The sequence below is a fragment of the Rhodanobacter sp. Root627 genome, from assembly GCF_001427835.1.
Classification (GTDB): Bacteria; Pseudomonadota; Gammaproteobacteria; order Xanthomonadales; family Rhodanobacteraceae; genus Rhodanobacter; species Rhodanobacter ginsenosidimutans.
Genome location: NZ_LMGW01000001.1, coordinates 409,348 through 427,743, shown reverse-complemented (window position 1 = coordinate 427,743; position 18,396 = coordinate 409,348). Strand labels below are relative to the sequence as shown.

General features: G+C 65.8%; 12 protein-coding genes. 7 read left to right on the top strand and 5 right to left on the bottom strand.

The features are described 5' to 3' along the window. Positions 1-67: 67 nt before the first annotated feature. From ASD68_RS01990 to ASD68_RS01980, 3 genes are all read right to left on the bottom strand, one after another. Entirely contained in the window at positions 68-3,064 is a 2,997-nt protein-coding gene (locus ASD68_RS01990) for a TonB-dependent receptor (protein ID WP_235578608.1), read from the bottom strand. A 276-nt stretch (positions 3,065-3,340) separates the two neighbouring features. Continuing rightward, a complete protein-coding gene (locus ASD68_RS01985) occupies positions 3,341-4,315 on the bottom strand; it encodes a LysR substrate-binding domain-containing protein (protein ID WP_056602893.1) in 975 nt (324 codons plus the stop codon). Positions 4,316-4,427: 112 nt separating this feature from the next. Continuing rightward, positions 4,428-5,342 carry an AraC family transcriptional regulator gene (locus ASD68_RS01980; RefSeq protein WP_056602890.1) on the bottom strand — a complete coding sequence of 305 codons (915 nt, stop codon included), beginning with the start codon at positions 5,340-5,342 and terminating at the stop codon, positions 4,428-4,430. 97 nt (positions 5,343-5,439) lie between these two features. On the opposite strand from ASD68_RS01980, the gene ASD68_RS01975 reads away from it, so the two are divergent. After that, positions 5,440-6,183 carry an SDR family oxidoreductase gene (locus tag ASD68_RS01975; RefSeq protein ID WP_056602888.1) on the top strand — a complete coding sequence of 248 codons (744 nt, stop codon included), beginning with the start codon at positions 5,440-5,442 and terminating at the stop codon, positions 6,181-6,183. A gap of 130 nt (positions 6,184-6,313) precedes the next feature. Further along, positions 6,314-7,237, top strand: coding sequence for a peptidylprolyl isomerase (locus ASD68_RS01970; RefSeq protein ID WP_056602885.1), 924 nt, complete (start codon positions 6,314-6,316; stop codon positions 7,235-7,237). A 218-nt stretch (positions 7,238-7,455) separates the two neighbouring features. On the opposite strand, the gene ASD68_RS01965 is transcribed toward ASD68_RS01970, so the two are convergent. Then, positions 7,456-9,366: an ABC transporter ATP-binding protein gene (locus ASD68_RS01965; protein ID WP_235578607.1), complete on the bottom strand. Its 1,911-nt coding sequence runs from the start codon at positions 9,364-9,366 to the stop codon at positions 7,456-7,458. 159 nt (positions 9,367-9,525) lie between these two features. Between ASD68_RS01965 and ASD68_RS01960 the strand changes: the two genes are divergently transcribed. From ASD68_RS01960 to ASD68_RS01950, 3 genes are all read left to right on the top strand, one after another. Continuing rightward, entirely contained in the window at positions 9,526-10,170 is a 645-nt protein-coding gene (locus ASD68_RS01960) for a PadR family transcriptional regulator (protein ID WP_056602882.1), read from the top strand. Between the two features lie 334 nt (positions 10,171-10,504). Next, positions 10,505-12,655, top strand: a complete 2,151-nt coding sequence (locus ASD68_RS01955; RefSeq protein WP_056605027.1) for an AsmA family protein — start codon at positions 10,505-10,507, stop codon at positions 12,653-12,655. Positions 12,656-12,805: 150 nt separating this feature from the next. Continuing rightward, complete coding sequence (locus ASD68_RS01950; protein WP_056602879.1) at positions 12,806-13,735, top strand: DMT family transporter; 930 nt, start codon at positions 12,806-12,808, stop codon at positions 13,733-13,735. A 22-nt stretch (positions 13,736-13,757) separates the two neighbouring features. On the opposite strand, the gene ASD68_RS01945 is transcribed toward ASD68_RS01950, so the two are convergent. Continuing rightward, a complete protein-coding gene (locus tag ASD68_RS01945) occupies positions 13,758-16,685 on the bottom strand; it encodes a ligand-binding sensor domain-containing diguanylate cyclase (protein ID WP_235578606.1) in 2,928 nt (975 codons plus the stop codon). 153 nt (positions 16,686-16,838) lie between these two features. Here ASD68_RS01945 and rlmJ point away from each other — a divergent pair, with 153 nt between their 5' ends. Both rlmJ and ASD68_RS01935 read left to right on the top strand, forming a co-directional pair. Further along, complete coding sequence (rlmJ, locus tag ASD68_RS01940; RefSeq protein WP_056602876.1) at positions 16,839-17,759, top strand: 23S rRNA (adenine(2030)-N(6))-methyltransferase RlmJ; 921 nt, start codon at positions 16,839-16,841, stop codon at positions 17,757-17,759. 82 nt (positions 17,760-17,841) lie between these two features. After that, a complete protein-coding gene (locus ASD68_RS01935; RefSeq protein WP_056602873.1) occupies positions 17,842-18,351 on the top strand; it encodes a Slp family lipoprotein in 510 nt (169 codons plus the stop codon). Positions 18,352-18,396: the final 45 nt, after the last annotated feature.

The window sequence follows — 18,396 nt, the reverse complement described above, 5'->3', positions numbered from 1 at the left end:
AACGGGGGAAGGTGCCCGCAGGGCGAATGGGGGCGCTCTTTCCCAGCGCCCCCGAAAACATCCCCGCCTAGAACGTCATCCGCAGCGTCGCCGCGTAGCGACGATCATTCACGTACCACGAGGTGACGCGGCTGCCGGCGCCGTTCTGGTCCATGATCGTGCGCTGCTCGGCGTTGTTGAGGTTGTTCACTTCCAGGCCAAGCTGCAGGTGCTCGGTGAACTTGTAGAAGATCGAGCCGTCGAGCTGGCCGAAGTCGTCGCTGTACACCGGCAGTTTCCAGTCGATGCCGCCGTCGCCGCCGTTGTAGCCGTTCGGGCCCACCGAGAGCAGGTATTTGCTGCGCCAGTTGTAGGCCAGGCGGATCTGCCACGGACCCTTCTCGTAGAACGCCGCCACATTGAAGGAATTCTTCGACAGGCCATCGGCAGGAAGCGTGCCGAACAACGAACCATCCGTGTCACGCGGAACGGTGTCCGAGCTGTTGGGCACCTTGGTGGTGCTGTCGATATAGGTGTAGTTGGCCGACATGCCCAGGCCGCTGAAGGCGCCCGGCAGGAAATCGAAGAACTGGTTCCAGCCCAGCTCCACGCCCTGGATCTTGGCCTTGCCCACGTTGACCGGGCGGGTGATCAGGTAGTCGTAGCTGTTGCCGTCCGCGCCCGGGAAAGCCACCTGGCGGGCTTCACGGCGGAAATAGTCCTTCACGTCCTTGTAAAAGAAATTCGCCCATGCCATGCCGCCGTGATCGGGGTCGAAGTACCACTCCAGCGAGAGATCGTATTGGTTGGCCCGCATCGGCTTCAGGTACGGGTTGTCGTAGGAGCTGCCGGCCAGGTCCAGCTGCGAAACCGGCAGGCTGCTGCCGTCGGTGGGTGCGGTAACGCCCTGCTTGGTGCCGGCGGTGAGCATCTGGTACGCCTGCATGTCGCCAAAGTTGGGACGGGCGATGGCCTTGGACGCCGCCACGCGCAGGATCAGGTTGTCCGCCATTTCCCAACTCGCGTTGAGGCTGGGCAGTACGTCGGTGTAGGCGTTCTTGGCGTTGATCGGCTCGGACTGGCCGCTGCCGAGATAAGGCGCATAAGCCACGTTCGGATAGATCAGGAAGCCCTTGGCCTCATTCTCCGTACGCACCACGCGCACACCCACGTTGCCGTCGAAGCGCCATTCGTCCACGCCGAAATTGAGCATGGCGTACGCGGTCCGGGTGTTCTCGTGCTGGTCGTTGGTGTACTCGCCGCCCGGCTCGCGTTCGGCGAAGCCGTTCTCATAGCCGCTGCCCGGGACGTAATACGGGCTGGCCGCATCGTGGATCGCGTGGTAGCTGCCCGGATAGCCCAGCGCGGTGGCCAGCACCGGGGCGTAGAACGCGCCGGGCACGCCGGCGCCGCCGCGATAGAAGTTGTCGAAGGTGTCCAGGTGCACCAGGTCGGAGTTGACCTTGTCGTTCAGATCCAGCGAAGGCATCTGGTCGGTGGGCACTGCCCACCACGCCATCCAGGTCTGGAACACCGGCTGCCAGTTGTAGCCGGTGTCGATATTGGTGGCCTTGCGGGTGGTGGTGCGCACGCCGGCCTTGATCGAGCGGAAGAACGTGCTGTCGAAGCTCTGCTTGATGTCGGCGCGCCAGGCAAACTCGTCGGCCCGGTTTTTCACCACGTCTTCCATGGTGAAGCCCCAGTAGTAGTTGGCCGGGTTGGTGGTGAAGCCCTGATCCACGCCGATGGAGGGCACGCCACCCAGCCCCACGTCGATGTAGGGCACGTTGACGCCCAGCGCGATGGTGGAGTCCAGCGCCCGCGTATCGGCCTTGATGTACTGCAGGTCGGTGGAGAACTCGGTGTTGTCGGCGATGCGCCACTTGAAGTTGATCGCGTAATCCGTGGTCTTGGATTTGCGGTGCGAGGCGCGGATGTCCGTGCCCATCGGCACGCCGCCCGGCTGGGTGAGGTAGCCGGACTGGAACACGTTGCCGTCGAGGTCGTATGGTTGGCTGGTGTCCAGCGCCACCTGGGTCGGGTCGTTGGAGACGAAGATCGCATCCTCGTTCCACAGCTCGTCATAGCGGCTCTGGAAGACGGTGGCGGCGAGGTCCATGTCGTCGTTGGGCTTCCACTGGAAGGCCACGTAGGCGCCGTCGCGTTTGCGCTCGTACTGCAACGCGCGCCAGTCGGCGCCGCGGGGCAGCCACAGTTCGTCGCCGGTGCCGTCGCCATCCACGTCGGTGTTGGCGTTCTTGAAGAACGGCCGCACGAACAGGCCATCGGTGCGCGTGGCCAGCTCGGAGTGGGCCACATCGACCAGGATGCCGAACTCGCCGGCGTCGGTCTTCCAGCGGTTGCTGTACAGCGCCGAGGCGGAGGGCTTGTACTTCTTGACGAAGTCGCCGTAGTTTTCGCTGAGCGAGAAGCTGACCTTCTGCCCCTCGAAGTCGAAAGGCATGCGCGTACGCAGGTTCACCGTGCCGCCCAGGCCGCCCTCGATCATCTCGGCGGTCTGGTTCTTGTAGACGTCCACGCCGCCCATCAATTCGGAAGGCACGTCCTGGAAGCTGAGGTTGCGGCCGCCGGAGGCGGAGAAGCTGTCGCGGCCGTTGAGTTCGGAACGCACCTGGGTCAGGCCGCGCACCTGCACGCCGTTGCCCTCGGCAGAGAAATGCTCCGGATCGCCGACGGAAAGAAAGTGGTCGATGGTGACGCCGGGAATGCGCGACAGCGTCTCGGTGACGCTGCGGTCCGGCAGTGCGCCGATGTCCAGCGCGGTGACCGAATCGACAAAGGTGTCGGCATAGCGCTTGATGTCCTGCGCCCGCTCCACCGATGCGCGGATGCCGGTGACGCTGACCGCGCTGAGCTCGGTAGCCTGCTTCTTTTCCTGCGCGGTCTTTTGCTGTGCGCCATCCTGCGACGTGGTTTGCGTGGTGTCTTGCGTGGTGTCCTGCGCATGTACAGGGCCACTGAGCACGAGGGCGATGCCCAATGCCAGCACCGTGGGTTGCAGGCCGAGCCTGGTGACACGGCGTGCACGATAAGCGGCCGCAGAGCGGCCAAGACGCATTGACATGAATATTCCTCCCCGGAAATTCTGATTTGATCGGTGCGTTGACACCGGTGTGCCCGCTGGAAGCAACGCCGGCGCAGCCCCTCCGCTGCGGTCGTCGTCACCTTCCCCGAGGGGTTTTCGCAACGGTCACCCTTGCGGAGTGGCGCGCGCGATCAACCAGCGGTGGCTATGGCTGCCCGTTGGCGGCAGCCTTCTGCAGGGTAGAAGCCGGGCGCCATGCCATACCAATGAAATATTGGCCATTAACCATATTAAAAGGGAATACATCCCGACCGCTCAAACACCGGGCCAATGGCTACCGCTGCGTGCCTGGTAGAGCTTGTGCGACGCCGCCCGCAAGGCCTCGAGCACCCGCTCGGCGCCGGGCGACAGCTGGTGGTTGCGTCGGCGCACGATGCCGAAGTACTCCATGCGCACGCCCAGGTTGATCGGCAGCACGCACATATGCCCCATCTGCAGGTAGAACTGCACCGACTCCGGCGGCAACGCGGTCAGCATGTCGCTGTTGCGCAGCAGGTGGACGATGATCGGCAGGGAACCGGTTTCCACGATGTTCTGCGGTGGCGGCTGGCCGTGTTCGAGAAACACCATGTCCAGTCGCGAACGCAGCACGCTGCCCGGTGGCGGCATGATCCAGCCGTAGGCGGCCAGGTCCGCATGGGTAATCTGCGACTGGTGTGCCAGCGGATGGTCGGCCCGCGCCAGTACCGCGTGCGGCTCGTCGGCCAGCGATTCGAAATCGAGCTCACCCGCCCCTTCCGGCCCCATGATCCGGCCCACGACAATGTCCAGCTGGCCATCCAGCAGCTTGGCCACCAGCGGGCGGCTGTAATCCATCTCCACCTTGATCAGGATGTCGGGACAGTCGCGCTTGACCATCGCAATGGCCTGCGGAACCAGGTTGGTGCCCGGGTTCACCACCGTGCCTATCGACGCCTGGCCCATGCGGCCACTGCTCAACGCGATGATCTCGTCCTGGGCGCGGCCGATCTCCGACAAGGCGGAACGCGCGCGCCGGATCAGCACCTGACCGTAGCGCGTCGGTTCCACGCCGCGCGCGTGGCGCTCGAACAGCGGCACGCCCAGCAGGCTTTCCATCTCCGCCAGCATCTTCGACGCAGCCGGCTGGGTCATGTTGGCGGCCTCGGCGGCGCGCAACACCGAGCGGTGTTCGTGCAGGTACAGCAGCAGCGACAAGTGGCGGGTTTTCAGGCGGGTGATGCCGAGACGGCGTGCGTCAGGTTGGATCATGGTGCTCTCCAGGCGGCAACCTATGCCCGCACAGAATAGTTGATACAAAAAGCTTCACCGCGGCATATAGGTTTCCTGTCAGGACATGCCATCACCATGTCAGGTGCCCCGCCTACCCGGGGCCGGCTGCCACCGCCACCCGCGCATAGCGCATCGGCGACTGCCCGACGTGGCGCGCGAAGGCCACGCTGAAGGTGCTGGCGGAGCTGTAGCCGACGCGCCCGGCCACGTCGGTCAACGCGCCTTCCCGGCGCCGCAGCAGCTGCTTGGCCAAGGCCATGCGCCAGGCCAGCAGATAGGCCATCGGGGCGACGCCGACGGTGCGGTTGAAGCGCTCGAAGAAGGCCGAGCGCGACAGGGCCGCCGCTTTCGCCAGTTGGGCCACCGTCCACGGACGTGCCGGGTTTTCATGCATCTGTCGTATCGCCCCGGCCAGGCGCACATCGGCAAGGCCGCGCAACAGGCCAGGTGATGCGGCCGTGACGGCGGCGGATCGAAGCGCTTCGATGAAGAGCACTTCCACCAGGTGGGCGAGAACAACATCGCGCGCGGGGCGCCCGGCGCGGGATTCGTCGGCAACCAGTTGCACCACGGTGGCCAGCCGGTGGTCGTCGCGCACGTGCACCAGTCGCGGCAGCAGCGAAACCAGCAGGGCCGCATCCGGCGAACCGAAACTGCAGTGGCCCACCAGCAACCGGACATCGGGCGCGCCGGTCGGTATGCCGAGCCGGAATTCACCATCGGGCAAGGGCGCGGGCGGCGCGTCGATGTCTCCCGGTGCCAGCGGCTCCTGGCTGGTCATGGTGAACTGCTGTGCGGCGGGTATCAGCACGAAATCGCCCGCGCGAAGCGCCATCGGCGCGTCGCCGTCGACCGTCAGACGGCATGCCCCGTCAATCACCACGCAGTAAAACGGTTGCCCGAGTTCCTCGCGATGCACACGCCAGCGACCGGCGCCCACCACGACCTTGGAGAAACGGGCGGCCGGCTGCAGTAGCGTGACAATCTCCGCAAACGGATCGACCATGTCGGACTCCTGCGAAAGAAAAATGGATTCGCCATTGTAGCAAGTCCATCCGCAGCCACCTATCGTTTCGACTCCACCCACCACTTATGGAGTCACCATGAAAACCGTCCTGATCACCGGCTGCTCATCCGGCTTCGGTCTGGAGACCGCCCGCCATTTTCTCGATCGCGACTGGAACGTCATCGCCACCATGCGCACGCCGCGCCAGGACGTGCTGCCCCGCTCCGCGCGCCTGCGCGTGCTCGCGCTCGACGTCACCGATCCGCAAAGCATTGCCGAGGCGGTGGATGCAGCCGGGCCGATCGATGTGCTGGTGAACAACGCGGGTATCGGCGTGCTGAACGCGCTGGAAGGCACCAGCATGGATATCGCCCGCGCCGTCTTCGAAACCAACACCTTGGGCACGATCGCGATGACGCGGGCGGTGTTGCCGCAGTTTCGCGAACGGCAGGCGGGACGCATCGTGAATGTCACCTCCAGCGTCACCCTGAAATCGTTGCCGCTGCTCTCCGTCTACACCGCCAGCAAGGCGGCCATCAACGCGTTCACCGAATCACTGGCGTTGGAGCTGGAGCCGTTCCATGTGCAGGTGAACCTGGTGCTGCCGGGACGGGCGCCGGACACGGCCTTTGGCGACAATGCGCGGTCCCTGATGCGGGAGGGTTTCCCGGCGCCGTACGTCGATTTCGCGCAGAAGATCTTCGCCGGGATGGCGCAGTCATCGCTGATCACGACGCCGCAGGATGTGGCCGAAGCGGTGTGGCGTGCGGTGAACGATCCCTCGTGCCCGCTGCGCATTCCGGCCGGTGCGGACGCGGTGGCGGTGGCCGAGGCGCTGTAGAACCCCTCGCCGCTTGCCGCGGACGATGCACGCCGACGGGAACCGGGCCTACGATACGCAAGGCCTCGCGCGGGGCGGTGAACTCACCGCCAGCGAGGCCACGCCCCTTCGGCCACCCACTGGACTACGCATGATCCGCCACCTCACGATCGCACTCGCGCTGATTGCCGCCATGCCGGCTTTCGCCGCCGAGAAAGCCACCCCGACCGCCAGCGAATTGCTGGCCCGCTCGCAACCCGCCGAATGGCGCACGCCCGCCCCGGAAAACCTGCTGTATATGCAATTGCCGCAGGGGCGCGTGGTGATCGAGCTGGCGCCGGATTTCACGCCACTGCATGCGGCGAACATCCGCACCCTGGTGCGCGAGCACTACTTCGACGGGCTGGCCATCGTGCGGGTGCAGGACAACTTCGTCACCCAGTGGGGCGACCCCAACGATGACGACGCCGGCGACAAGAGCAAGCTGCACTCGCTGGGCAGCGCGAAGGCCACGCTGCCGCCGGAATTCAGCCGCGCGATCGACCCGACCCTGCCGTGGACGCCGTTGACCGACGGCGACGTGTACGCGCCGGAAGTGGGTTTCTCCGAAGGCTTCCCGGTGGGGCGCGACCCGGCCAGCGGGCGCGAGTGGCTGATCCATTGCTACGGCATGGTGGGCGTGGCGCGCGACGTGGCGCCGGAAACCGGCAGCGGCAGTTCGCTGTATGCGGTGATCGGCCAGGCGCCACGCCGGCTGGATCACAACCTCGCCATCGCCGGCCGCGTCCTGCAAGGCATGCCACTGCTGTCCGCCCTGCCGCGCGGCGCCGAACCGATGGGCTTCTATACGAAACCGGTGCAACGCGTGCCGATCACGTCCGTACGATTGGCCGCCGATGTGCCCGCCAGCGAGCGCGTTCCCATTGAAGTGCTGCGTACCGACAGCCCCACTTTCGCCGCGTTGATCGACGCGAAGCGCCACGGCCACAACGCGTTCTATCCCACGCCCGTGGGCAAGCTCGATGTGTGCGGCATCGAGGCGCCGGTACGCGAGGTGAAAACGGCCCCGCGCTGATTCTGTGGGAGCGACTTCAGTCGCGATGCTTTACGGGATTGGGGATTGGGGATTGGGGATTGGGGATTGGGGATTGGGGAATGGGGATTGGGGATTGGGGATTTCGGAAGAGCCAAGAGCATCGCGGCTGAAGCCGCTCCCACAGCCAGCCTCTCGCACAAAAGGTCCGGCGGCCGCAGCGCGCAAATCCCGAATCCCCAATCCCGAATCCCGGCCCCTCACCGATAACCCGCGGCCTGCAACTCGAACAACTCCGCGTAATGCCCATTCGCGGCCAGCAAGTCGGCATGACTGCCGATCTCCTCGATCCGCCCGCCATCCAGCACGATGATGCGGTCGGCCATGCGCACGGTGGAGAAGCGGTGCGAGATGATCACCGCGGTCTTGCCCTGCGACAGCTCCTTGAAGCGCTGGAACACCTCGAACTCCGAGCGCGCATCCAGCGCCGCGGTGGGTTCGTCCAGGATCAGCAGTGGCGCATCGCGCATGTAGGCGCGGGCGATGGCGATCTTCTGCCACTCGCCGCCGGACAGGTCCACGCCGCTCTTGAACAGCTTGCCCAGCATCTGCTCGTAGCCTTGAGGCAGTTTCGCGATCACCTCGTCGGCCATGCTGCGATGGGCGGCCTCGATGATGCGCGGCTGATCCTCGCGGGCGTCGATGCGGCCCACTGCCACGTTGTCGGCGGCGCTGAGGTAGTAGCGCACGAAATCCTGGAAGATCACCCCGATGTTGAGCCGCAGCTCCTCGAGGTCGTAATCCGCCAGCGGATGGCCGTCCAGAAGAATCCGGCCCTCGTCGGGGTCGTACAGGCGTGAGAGCAGTTTCACCAACGTGGTCTTGCCCGCGCCGTTCTCGCCCACCAGCGCCAGTACCTCGCCGGCGCGCAAGGTGAAACTGAGATTGCGCACGGCCCAGCGCTCCGCCTCCGGATAGCGAAAGCCCACATCCTCGAACACGAAGCCTTCGCGGATCGGCTGCGGGAACGGCCGCGGATTGGGCGGCGACAGGATCTCCGGCTCGATGCGGAAAAACGAGAACAGGTCGTCGAGGTACAACGCCTGCCCCGCCACCTGGGAGAAACCGACCAGCAGACTTTCCAGCAGATTGCGCAGGCGGCGGAACGAGGCGGACAGGAAGGTGAGATCGCCCACGCTGAAATCGCCGCTGACCGTGCGGTAGGCGATGATCACGTAGGCCGCGTAATAGCCGATCGTGCCGACGGTGGTGAACAAGCCGCCCCAGCCCGCGCGGCGCAGCGCGATGCGCCGGTTGGCGGCATAGATCGACTGCGACAGCACACGGTAGCGCTCGATCAGGAAGGCGTTGAGGCCGAAGCTCTTCACCTCCTTCGCGTTCTGGGCGCTGGCACCCACTTGCCGCAGGTAATCCAGTTCGCGCCGCTCCGGCGTCCACTGGTAATTCACCGCGTAGCTCTGCGCGTTGAAGTGGAACTCGCCCAGGAACGCCGGCACCAGCGCGATCAGCAGCAGCACGATCAGCCACGGCGCGTAGACCAGCAGACCCACCGCAAAACTCGCGATGGTGACCATGTCCTGCGCCTGGCCCAGCAGCTGCGACAGCAGCGAACTTCGCCCGGCCACCTGGCGGCGGGCGCGGTCCAGCTTGTCCTGCAGGTCGGCGTCCTCGAAATCCTCCAGGTCCAGCGAGGCGGCGTGTTCCATCAGCCGGATGCTGGTGCTGTTGGCGTACAGCTCCGACAGCAGCGAGTCGATCATCGAGACGATGCGGCCCAGGATGTCCGCACCCACCGCCAGCGCAAACTCCAGCGCCAGCAGCAGCCACAGGTGATCGAGCACGCCACTGGCCAGCCAGTCGCCCACGCTGGCGTGCACGTTGCCGATCGCGAGCAAACGCACCACCTCGTCGATGATCAGCTTGCCCACATACAACGTGGCCACCGGCAGCAGAGCGCGCAGCAGCCGCAGCACGATGCTGGATGTGCTGAGCAGCCGGCTGGTCTGCCAGATGCTCTTCAGGAACGGCGGCAGATTGCGCAACGCGGCAAACCGCTCGCGCAGGCTCTGCGCCGGCGGCGGCTCACCGTGCCTGCCCGGCTGCGCCGCGCCACGGCCAACCCGCCCTCCCATGCTGTACTCACGTGGCATTCGGCATCCTTGATGTGGCAACCGGGCGAGCATGCCATTTCATGCGAAAAGGCGTGGTGCCGGCGCGAAGGCGGCCCGGGGAAATCGACCGCCGGGGTATTGTTCAAGACATTCTTGCGATATATCGTAGAACACTCTTGATACGAATGGGAACTCATCATGGGCCTGCACCACTTCTTTCGCGCCATGCATCATCGCCGCCACGTCGACTGGTGCGGTCACGCCGGGCACGCCGGCCACGAGCGCCACGCCAGCCCCGGTTTCGGCGGCCACCGCGGTGGCGGTTTCTTCGGTGGATGGGACGACATGCGTGGCGGCGGCCGGCGGGGCGGCGGTGGCCGGATGTTCGGCCACGGTGACCTCAAGCTGTTGCTGCTGGCGCTGATCGAACAACAGCCTCGGCACGGCTACGAAATGATCCGCATCATCGAGGAGATGTTCCACGGCCACTACTCGCCCAGCCCCGGCGCGATCTACCCCACCCTCACGATGCTCGAGGAACTGGGCTACGCACAGGTCGAGGACACCACCGGCAACCGCAAGCTCTATGCGATCACCGACGAGGGCCGCAGCTTTCTCGACGAGAACCGCGCCGAAGTGGAAGCGGTGACCTCGCGCACCGAGCAGAGCGCCCGCATGGCCGCAAAGATGTCCGCACCGATGACGGTGCGCAAGGCGATGCACACGCTCAAGTACGCCTTGCTTATGCGCGGCACCCGCTGGGACAAGGCCGAGGCGCAGCGCGTGGCGGCCATTCTGGAAACCGCTGCCAGGGACATCGCCAGTGGTGCTCCCGGCGAGTGATGGCGGCCTGCTCAGCTTTCCTGTGCACCATGCTTTTGATCTCTGCAGGAGCGACTTCAGTCGCGACGCTCTTGCTTTTGTGTGTGGCTCTCGAGCCAAAAGCATCGCGACTGAAGTCGCTCCTACCGAGACCCTGAGCATCGCGCGCGGTGTGTGCTCCTGCAGGGCTCATGCAATCCGAAGCATCAACGCTGCACACCACTCACCGCGCCGTGATGAATCCCCCCTGAGCACGCCCATCCCTTCACCACGTAATTTTTTCACGCCACACGCTATTCGTTGACTTCGTGCAGGCCGCGGCACATTCGCCGGCGGCCGGCAACAGGAGATGGCGATGACGCGCAGCCGGAAAATCGTGGCCTGGATCGTGGGCGTGCTGCTGGCGCTGATCGTGGTGCTGGTCATCGTGATCGCGCTGTTCGACTGGAACCGGCTGAAGCCGTTCATCAACGACAAGGTGAGCCAGGCGATCGGGCGACCGTTCGCCATCAATGGCGACCTCACCGTGGACTGGAAGCGTGAGCGCGGTGGCGGCGGGATCGCCGCGTGGGTGCCGTGGCCGGAATTCACTGCGCGCGACATCACCATCGCCAACCCCGAATGGGCCGAGCAGCCGCGGTTCGCCACATTGCAGGCGTTGCGCTTCCGGTTGTCGCCGCTGCCGCTGCTGGCGCATCGCATCGACGTGCCGTGGCTGCAACTCGTTCAACCGACCGTGGACCTGCAGCGCGACAAGCAGTCACGTGCCACGTGGGACTTCACCCTGCCGAAAAGCAGTGCGCCATCGGCGTGGCAGTTGAACCTGGGCACGATCGGGTTCGACCGCGGCAACGTGACACTGGATGACGCGGTCAGCAGCATCAAGCTGAAGGTGGCGATCGAGCCGTTGCAGGACGCGATCCCGTACGACCAGATCGTGGCCCAGCAATCCACCGAAGCGCGCGACCAAGCCAGCAAGACGGTTGGTGCCGCCGCGAAGAAAACCCTGGCGATCAGCGCAGACAAGGACGACGCCGACCACAAGATCGGCAAGCCGCGCGCTTCCACCGCTTATCTGTTTGGCTGGACGGCCACCGGAACTTACCAGGGCAACCCGGCCAAGGGCCACGGCAAGACTGGCGGCGTGCTGGCGCTGCAAGACGCCAGSGAGCCGTTTCCGCTGCAGGCCGACGCGCATATCGGCGATAGCCATATCGCGCTGGTCGGCACGCTGACCGACCCGATGCATCTGGGCGCGCTCGACGTGCGGCTGTGGTTCTCCGGCACCAGCATGGCCAAGCTCTATCCGCTGACCGGCATCACCCTGCCCGACACGCCGCCCTACGCCACCGAGGGCCATTTGAAAGCCACGTTGAAGAAGGGCAACAGCCGCTATAGCTACGAGGATTTCCGCGGCCGCGTGGGCGGCAGCGACCTGGCCGGCAACCTGTTGTTCGTCACCGGCGGCGAGCGGCCCAAGCTCAGCGGCGACCTGCATTCCAGGCTGCTGCAGTTTGCCGACCTGGCGCCGCTGATCGGTGCCGATTCGAACGCATCCAAGCAGCGGCGTGGTGACGCCACCGCGCAACCGGCGGGCAAGCTGCTGCCGATGGAACCGTTCCGCACGGATCGCTGGCGCGCGATGGACGCGGACGTGAAGTTCAGCGCCGATCGCATCGTGCACGGCGAAAGCCTGCCGATCGATTCGCTGAGCACGCACCTGCAGTTGAACGATGGCCTGCTCCGGCTCAACCCGCTGCGCTTCGGCCTGGCTGGCGGCAGCGTCGGAAGCACCTTGATGCTGGATGGCAGCCAGTCGCCGATGCAGGGCGCGATCGATCTCAACGCACGCCACCTGAAACTGAAACAACTGTTTCCCACCTTCGAACCGATGCGCACCAGCTTCGGCGAAATCAATGGCGACGCCGCGCTGAAGGCGCATGGCAATTCGGTGGCCGCGCTGCTGGGCAGCGCCGACGGCGAGCTGAAGCTGCTGATGAATGACGGTGCGATCAGCAAGACCCTGCTGGAAACGGCCGGCCTCAACGTGGGCAACGTCATCATCGCGAAACTTTTCGGCGACAAGACGGTGCAGATCAACTGCGCCGCCGCCGACATGGCGGCGAAGGACGGCTTGTTCGACATGCGGCTGTTCGTGTTCGACACCAGCGACGCGGTGATCAACGTGGACGGCACGGTGAACTTCGCCACCGAGCAACTCGATCTGGACGTCAAACCCCACACCAAGGGTTTTCGCATCCTGTCGCTACGCTCGCCGCTCTACGTCAAGGGCACGCTGAAGAATCCGGACGTGGGCGTACAGGCCGGCCCGCTGCTGGCGCGTGGCGCCGGCGCAGTCGCGCTGGGCGTGGTGGCGGCCCCGGCCGCCACGCTGCTGGCGTTGATTGCGCCCAGCCACGACGAGGAAGGCGAGAACACCTGCCGCGCGGTGCTGGAACAGCTTCGGCAATCCGGCAAGATGCCGTCGACCAAGGGCACAAAATAGCGGCCAGACCGGCGGGAGCGACTTCAGTCGCGATGCTCTTTCTTTGTAGTCCCAGAGCAGAAGCATCGCGACTGAAGTCGCTCCCACAAAAGGCCGCCAACCCGCCAGACCAGGCGCTAGAATGCCGCCACCTCTCCCTGTGAAATCCCCATGCAAGCCGTCAGCCGGGCCCGCCTGCAGATCCACTTCTGCGTAGTGCTGTGGGGATTTACCGCCATCCTGGGCAAGCTGATCACGCTGCCCGCGCTGCCGCTGGTGTGGTGGCGCATGGTGCTGGTGGCGGCGGCGCTGCTGGCGATGCCGCGGGTGTGGCGCGGCTTGCGCGCGATGCCGGCGCGGTTGCGCTGGGCCTACGCCGGCATCGGCGTGCTGGTGTCGCTGCACTGGCTCACGTTCTACGCCGCGATCAAGCTGTCCAACGCGTCGGTGGGCGCCACCTGCATTGCGCTGGGGCCAGTGTTTCTGGCGTTCATCGAACCGTGGCTGGCACGGCGCCGGTTCGACCCGCGCGAATTGCTGATTGGCGTGGCGGTGGTGCCGGGCGTGGCGCTGGTGGTCGGTGGCGTGCCGCACGAGATGCGCATTGGCCTGGCGGTCGGTGTGCTGTCGGCGCTGTTCGTGGCCTTGTTCGGCTCACTCAACAAACGGCTGGTGGATCATGGCGACCCGCTCACGGTGACCTGCATCGAGCTGGGTACCGGCGCGGTGTTTCTCACCGCGCTGGCGCCGCTGCTGCCGCACGCCGGGCCGGCGTTCGTGCTGCCAGGCCTACATGATTCGCTGTTGCTGCTGGTGCTGTCGTTCGGCTGCACCTTGTTGCCGTTTGCACTGGCGCTGGTGGCGTTGCGGCACATGAGCGCGTTCGGCACGCAGATGGTGACGAACCTGGAACCGGTCTACGCGATCGTGCTGGCGATCGTGCTGCTGGGCGAGCAGCGCGAGCTGGATCACGGATTTTATGCGGGCGTGGTGGTGATTCTGGCTGCAGTGTTCGTGCACCCGTTGCTGCACCGGCGCCAACGCGCCACCAAGCAGCCGGAGCTGCTGGCCACAGCCGAGCATCACGGCATGGTGGATTGAGCCGCCGGACCGTACCGGCGCATCAACCGGACATGAACTCCGACACGCGATCCCGGCCGCGGTGCTTGGCCTGGTACAGCGCGGTATCCGCGCGGCGGATCACGTCTTCGACGGACGCCGCTTCGTCGCCGATCCACACCATGCCGATGCTCAGCGTCACCGTGAAGTGTTGCGCGCCCCAGCGATGCGGTTGGGCACTCACCGCCGACTGGATGGTGGCCATGCGCTCGATCGCCGCTTTCCGGCTGATGTTCGGCAACACCACCAGCAACTCTTCGCCGCCATAGCGGCCCACGCGGTCGCCATCGCGCAATTGCGACTGCAGGCGCTGGGCGATCGTCAGCAAGGCGGCATCGCCAGCCTGGTGGCCGAACGTATCGTTGATGCGCTTGAAGTGATCGACGTCGACAAGACCCACCGCCAGCCCGGCGGCATGCCGCCCTGGCGACTCCAGCCGGGCGGCGAGGCGTTCCAGAATGGCGCGGCGATTGTGCAGCCCGGTGAGGCTGTCGTGGGTGGCCTGCTGGTAGAGCTCGGCACGCGTGCGTTCGAGCTCGCGCTTCTCCTCGGTGAGCTCGGCCGTGCGCCCGCTCACCAGGGCTTCGAGCTGACGGTTCTGGCGCAGCAAGCGGCGCGAATACCAGCGCCAGATGATGGCCAGCAACAGCGCCAGCAACAGCATTTCGACCAGGTACACCCACCACATTTCCCACCACGGCCGTGGAATGTGGAAATCGACATAGGTCGACGCCGAGGTCGTGCGATGGTCGTCGTCCAACGCCTGGATTTCCAGCCGGTAGTTGCCGGAGGACAAACCGGTGAAATTGATGACATACGAATGCGTGTCGACCCAGTCCGACCCGCTGAGCCGGTAACGGAAACGCGGATTGCCGTTGGCGGACCCACCCAGCACGGCATAGCGCACGGTCAGCGGCGCGGCGTGGCCATCCATGCTCACCTCACCGCCCGCTTCCACCGGCGCGTCGCCTTGCGTCACCGAGGTGATGGCGACCGTGTGCGGGCTGCGCGCGACCATCTCCTGCGGATGCAGAATGTGGCTCACGCCGACGGGCGAACCGATCCACACCGAGCCGTCGGTATCCTCGAAAAACGCGTTCTGGTCGGCCTCGTCCCACAGCAGGCCCTCATCGCGTGACAGGTGGGTCCAGTAGCGGCCGTCGAAAATATCCACGCCACCGCCACCGCCCACCCAAATCCATCCGCGCTGATCGCGCCGGATGAAATACGCCAGCGTGTTGTCCAGCCAGGCGTCCACGATCGGGGCAATATCCAGTTGGTCGCCTTGCACCGACGCGCGCCAGACACCCGGCTCATTGGCGCCCAGCCACAGGCTGCCATCGGCATCCACCGCCACTGCGCTGAACCCGGCCACCGGGCCCTTGCCGCGGGTTTGCATGCGGCTCCATTGCCCATCGGCATAGCGCAGCACGCCGGTATTGCAGGCAAACCACAGCGTGCCATCGTCGCCCTCGGCAATGTCGGAGCATTGGCGATCGGTGGTCTGCGCCGCCGCAACGCGCTGAACGGCGGCGTCTTCGCCATCGAGGTAGTAGATGCCGTTGACGGTGGCGATCCACAGACGCTGTTGCCGATCGACGCGCAGCGTCTTGATGAAAGCGGGCAGCCGCGCCACCAGCCGGGTGCGACCGCTGGCCGGGTCGAAACGCAGCAGCCGGTGATCGTACAAACCGATCCAGATGCCGCCGTCGGCCGCCTTGGCCAGCGACAGCGCCTGTCGCGGCAATGGATCGATGCGCACCGGCCAGGGTTGGAGCCGGGTTTTTCCGTGCTCCAGCACGCTGCCGCCCAATTCGTTGCCGAACCACATGTGGGTGGCGTCGGCACGCAGGATCGACCAGTTCGGCAGACCCTGCATGCCCTGTGTTTCTCCCCAGCCCTCGACCGTGCCGTAACCGGCCCAGCGCGCGATGCCGCGCCCGTAGGTGCCCAGCCAGAAACTTCCCTGCGTGTCGAACATCAACGCGTTGATGTTGATGTCGGGCAGGCCGTTGCGGCTGTCGATCAGCGTCCAGCCCGCGTCGCTCCAGCGCGCGAGCCCATGATTGACGGTGGTGAGTACGCGGCCCTGGCGGTCTTCGACGAAACGGCCATCGTCCTTGACCACGCCGGTCGCGCTCTCGGGCAGGTCACGCGCGGTGAAACGCGTCGCCCCGGCCAGCCGCACGCTGACATGCCGCGTGCCGCGCAGCCACAGGTTGCCCGCCCGATCCAGCAGCATGCCCATCCAGCCATCCGCGGGCACACCCTGCCGCGGCCCGTGCAACACGACTTGCCCATGGCCGGACGCATCGAGGCTGCACACCGCCGTGCCACAGCCCAGCCACAACCGGCCTTGCGCCAGATAGGCGGTGGTGATGCGACGCAACGCCGGCAGTGCGGCGAGCTGCGCCGCGTCGAACATCGGCTGCAATCGCCAGGGCTGTCCTTGGCCATCCTTCCCTCGGCCATCGCCCGAAAGCGCCATCAGCACGTCATTGCGCACCAGCAGCACGCGCCCGTCATCCAACATGACCAGCGGGCGCCCAACATCGACCACCAGCGGCTGGCCGTTCGGCTCGACCTTGGTGAAATGCATGCCATCACCCCGTCGCAGCCCCGACTGGGTGGCCACCCACAGCAGCCCGTCGCGCGGGTCCTGCGCCATGGTAGTGACGTACTCACCCTTGTCGAATCCCTGCGCAACGCCCATCCGCTCGAAATTGCCGCCGTTGAACCGGTACAGGCCCATTTCGGTACCCGCCCACACGAAGCCGCGCCGATCCTGCAGCAGCGCGGTGATGGTCAGGCTTTCCAGCCCGGCCTTGCGGTCGTAGTTCTGCAGTGAATACTGCTGCGCACGCAGCGGCGCGCCTGCCAGCAAAAGCAGCGCGACCATCGCCAGCAGCAGACGGCGCCCGGACAACCTCATCAACCATCCCTTCACTTCAGCCAAAGGCAGACGTGCCGTGTAAGCAGGTAACGTGCCATGCGCCGGAAACACGCGTCTTCACGCATGTGAAGTCACGGAGAGGATTGGTCCGCGCCCCTATACTGGGCCACTCCCCGCCTGCCGTGACCACCCATGAATTACCGCCACGCCTATCACGCCGGCAACTTCGCCGATGTCCTGAAGCACACCGTGCTGCACGCGCTGATCGAGTCGTTGCAGGCCAAACCTGCCCCGTTTTGCTACATCGATACCCATGCCGGCAGTGGCAACTACCCGCTGGAGGGCTTCGAGGCGCGCAAGACCGGCGAACACAAGGACGGCATCACGCGGCTGCATCCGGCCGAGAAAGTCCCCGCACTGCTGCAACGCTGGCGCGCCGGTGTCCTGTCGGGCGAAGGCAACGAGGACGGGCTGAAGTTCTACCCCGGCTCCCCCCTGCAGGTGGCCCGCCTGCTGCGCCCGAACGACAGCGCGCAACTGTGCGAACTGCATGCGGAGGAAGCGACCAAACTGCGCCACCTGCTGCACCGCGACCCGCGCATGCACGTGCACCAGCGCGATGGCTATGAGGCGCTGAAAGCCCTGCTGCCACCGAAGGAAAAGCGCGGCCTGGTGCTGATCGATCCGCCGTACGAGGCGCAGGAAGCCGAATACAAGGTGATCGAGCAGGCGCTGAAGACCGCGCTGCAGCGCTGGCCGACCGGCATCTATGCCGTGTGGTACCCGATCAAGCTGCGCAGCCAGGTGCAACCGTTCCTGCGTGGCCTGCAGCGCATCGGCGCCCGTCGCGTGCTGCGGGTGGAATTGCTGGTGCACCCGGACGATTCCCCGCTGCGCCTCAACGGCTCGGGCATGGCCATCCTCAACGCGCCGTGGAACCTGGACGACGTGCTGCGCGAACCGCTGCGCGCCCTGGGTGAGCTGCTGGCGCAGGACAAACCGGCCACGACGCGACTGGACTGGATCCTGCAGGAAGGCGCCGAGCCGCCGGCACCCAGCCCGCTGCCCGCATCGCGCCTGTCCATCCGCGAGCGCCCGTCGCGCCCACGCTGAGCCGTCGCCACACATTTCCGCCACACGTTGCGCCATACCGTTGTCCGCGAAAACCACGCCGTCACGCCACAGGAGTTCGACCATGCGTATCGCCGCCCGCTCCTTGCTGTTTTCCGCCCCGCTGCTGGCGCTCGCGCTGGCCGCCTGCGCTCCGGCGCCGATCTACAAGAACACCACCAGCGCCATCGCCGCCACGCCGGCCCAGGTGGCGCAGTCGCCCGAGCGGTATACCGGCAACAGCCTGATCTGGGGTGGCCGCGTAGTGGCCGTCAGCAACCTGGCCGATCACAGCGAGATCGAACTGCTGGCCTACCCGCTGGATTCATCCCAGCGACCCAAGGCCAACGACACCGGCAACGGTCGCTTCATCGCGGTGATGCCCGGCTATGTCGAACCGCTCAGTTATCCGCCGGGCGCCCTGATGACGCTGAGCGGCACGCTCAACGGTAGCCGCAGCGGCAAGGTGGGCGAAGCCAGCTACGTGTTCCCGCTGGTCACCGTGAACGAGTCGCACGTGTGGACCGCGGAGGAAATGCGCAAGGGCCACAGCAACGTGCATTTCGGCGTGGGGCTGGGCGTGGGAATACGCTGACGAAGGCTGTCGGGACAACGTTCCCCAGTCCGTTGTCCACGACTG

Coding starts and splice junctions, on each gene's coding strand:
- ASD68_RS01990 (WP_235578608.1), bottom strand. CDS start 3,064: ATGTCAATGCGTCTTGGCCGCTCTGCGGCCGCTTATCGTGCACGCCGT.
- ASD68_RS01985 (WP_056602893.1), bottom strand. CDS start 4,315: ATGATCCAACCTGACGCACGCCGTCTCGGCATCACCCGCCTGAAAACC.
- ASD68_RS01980 (WP_056602890.1), bottom strand. CDS start 5,342: ATGGTCGATCCGTTTGCGGAGATTGTCACGCTACTGCAGCCGGCCGCC.
- ASD68_RS01975 (WP_056602888.1), top strand. CDS start 5,440: ATGAAAACCGTCCTGATCACCGGCTGCTCATCCGGCTTCGGTCTGGAG.
- ASD68_RS01970 (WP_056602885.1), top strand. CDS start 6,314: ATGATCCGCCACCTCACGATCGCACTCGCGCTGATTGCCGCCATGCCG.
- ASD68_RS01965 (WP_235578607.1), bottom strand. CDS start 9,366: ATGCCACGTGAGTACAGCATGGGAGGGCGGGTTGGCCGTGGCGCGGCG.
- ASD68_RS01960 (WP_056602882.1), top strand. CDS start 9,526: ATGGGCCTGCACCACTTCTTTCGCGCCATGCATCATCGCCGCCACGTC.
- ASD68_RS01950 (WP_056602879.1), top strand. CDS start 12,806: ATGCAAGCCGTCAGCCGGGCCCGCCTGCAGATCCACTTCTGCGTAGTG.
- ASD68_RS01945 (WP_235578606.1), bottom strand. CDS start 16,685: ATGAGGTTGTCCGGGCGCCGTCTGCTGCTGGCGATGGTCGCGCTGCTT.
- rlmJ (WP_056602876.1), top strand. CDS start 16,839: ATGAATTACCGCCACGCCTATCACGCCGGCAACTTCGCCGATGTCCTG.
- ASD68_RS01935 (WP_056602873.1), top strand. CDS start 17,842: ATGCGTATCGCCGCCCGCTCCTTGCTGTTTTCCGCCCCGCTGCTGGCG.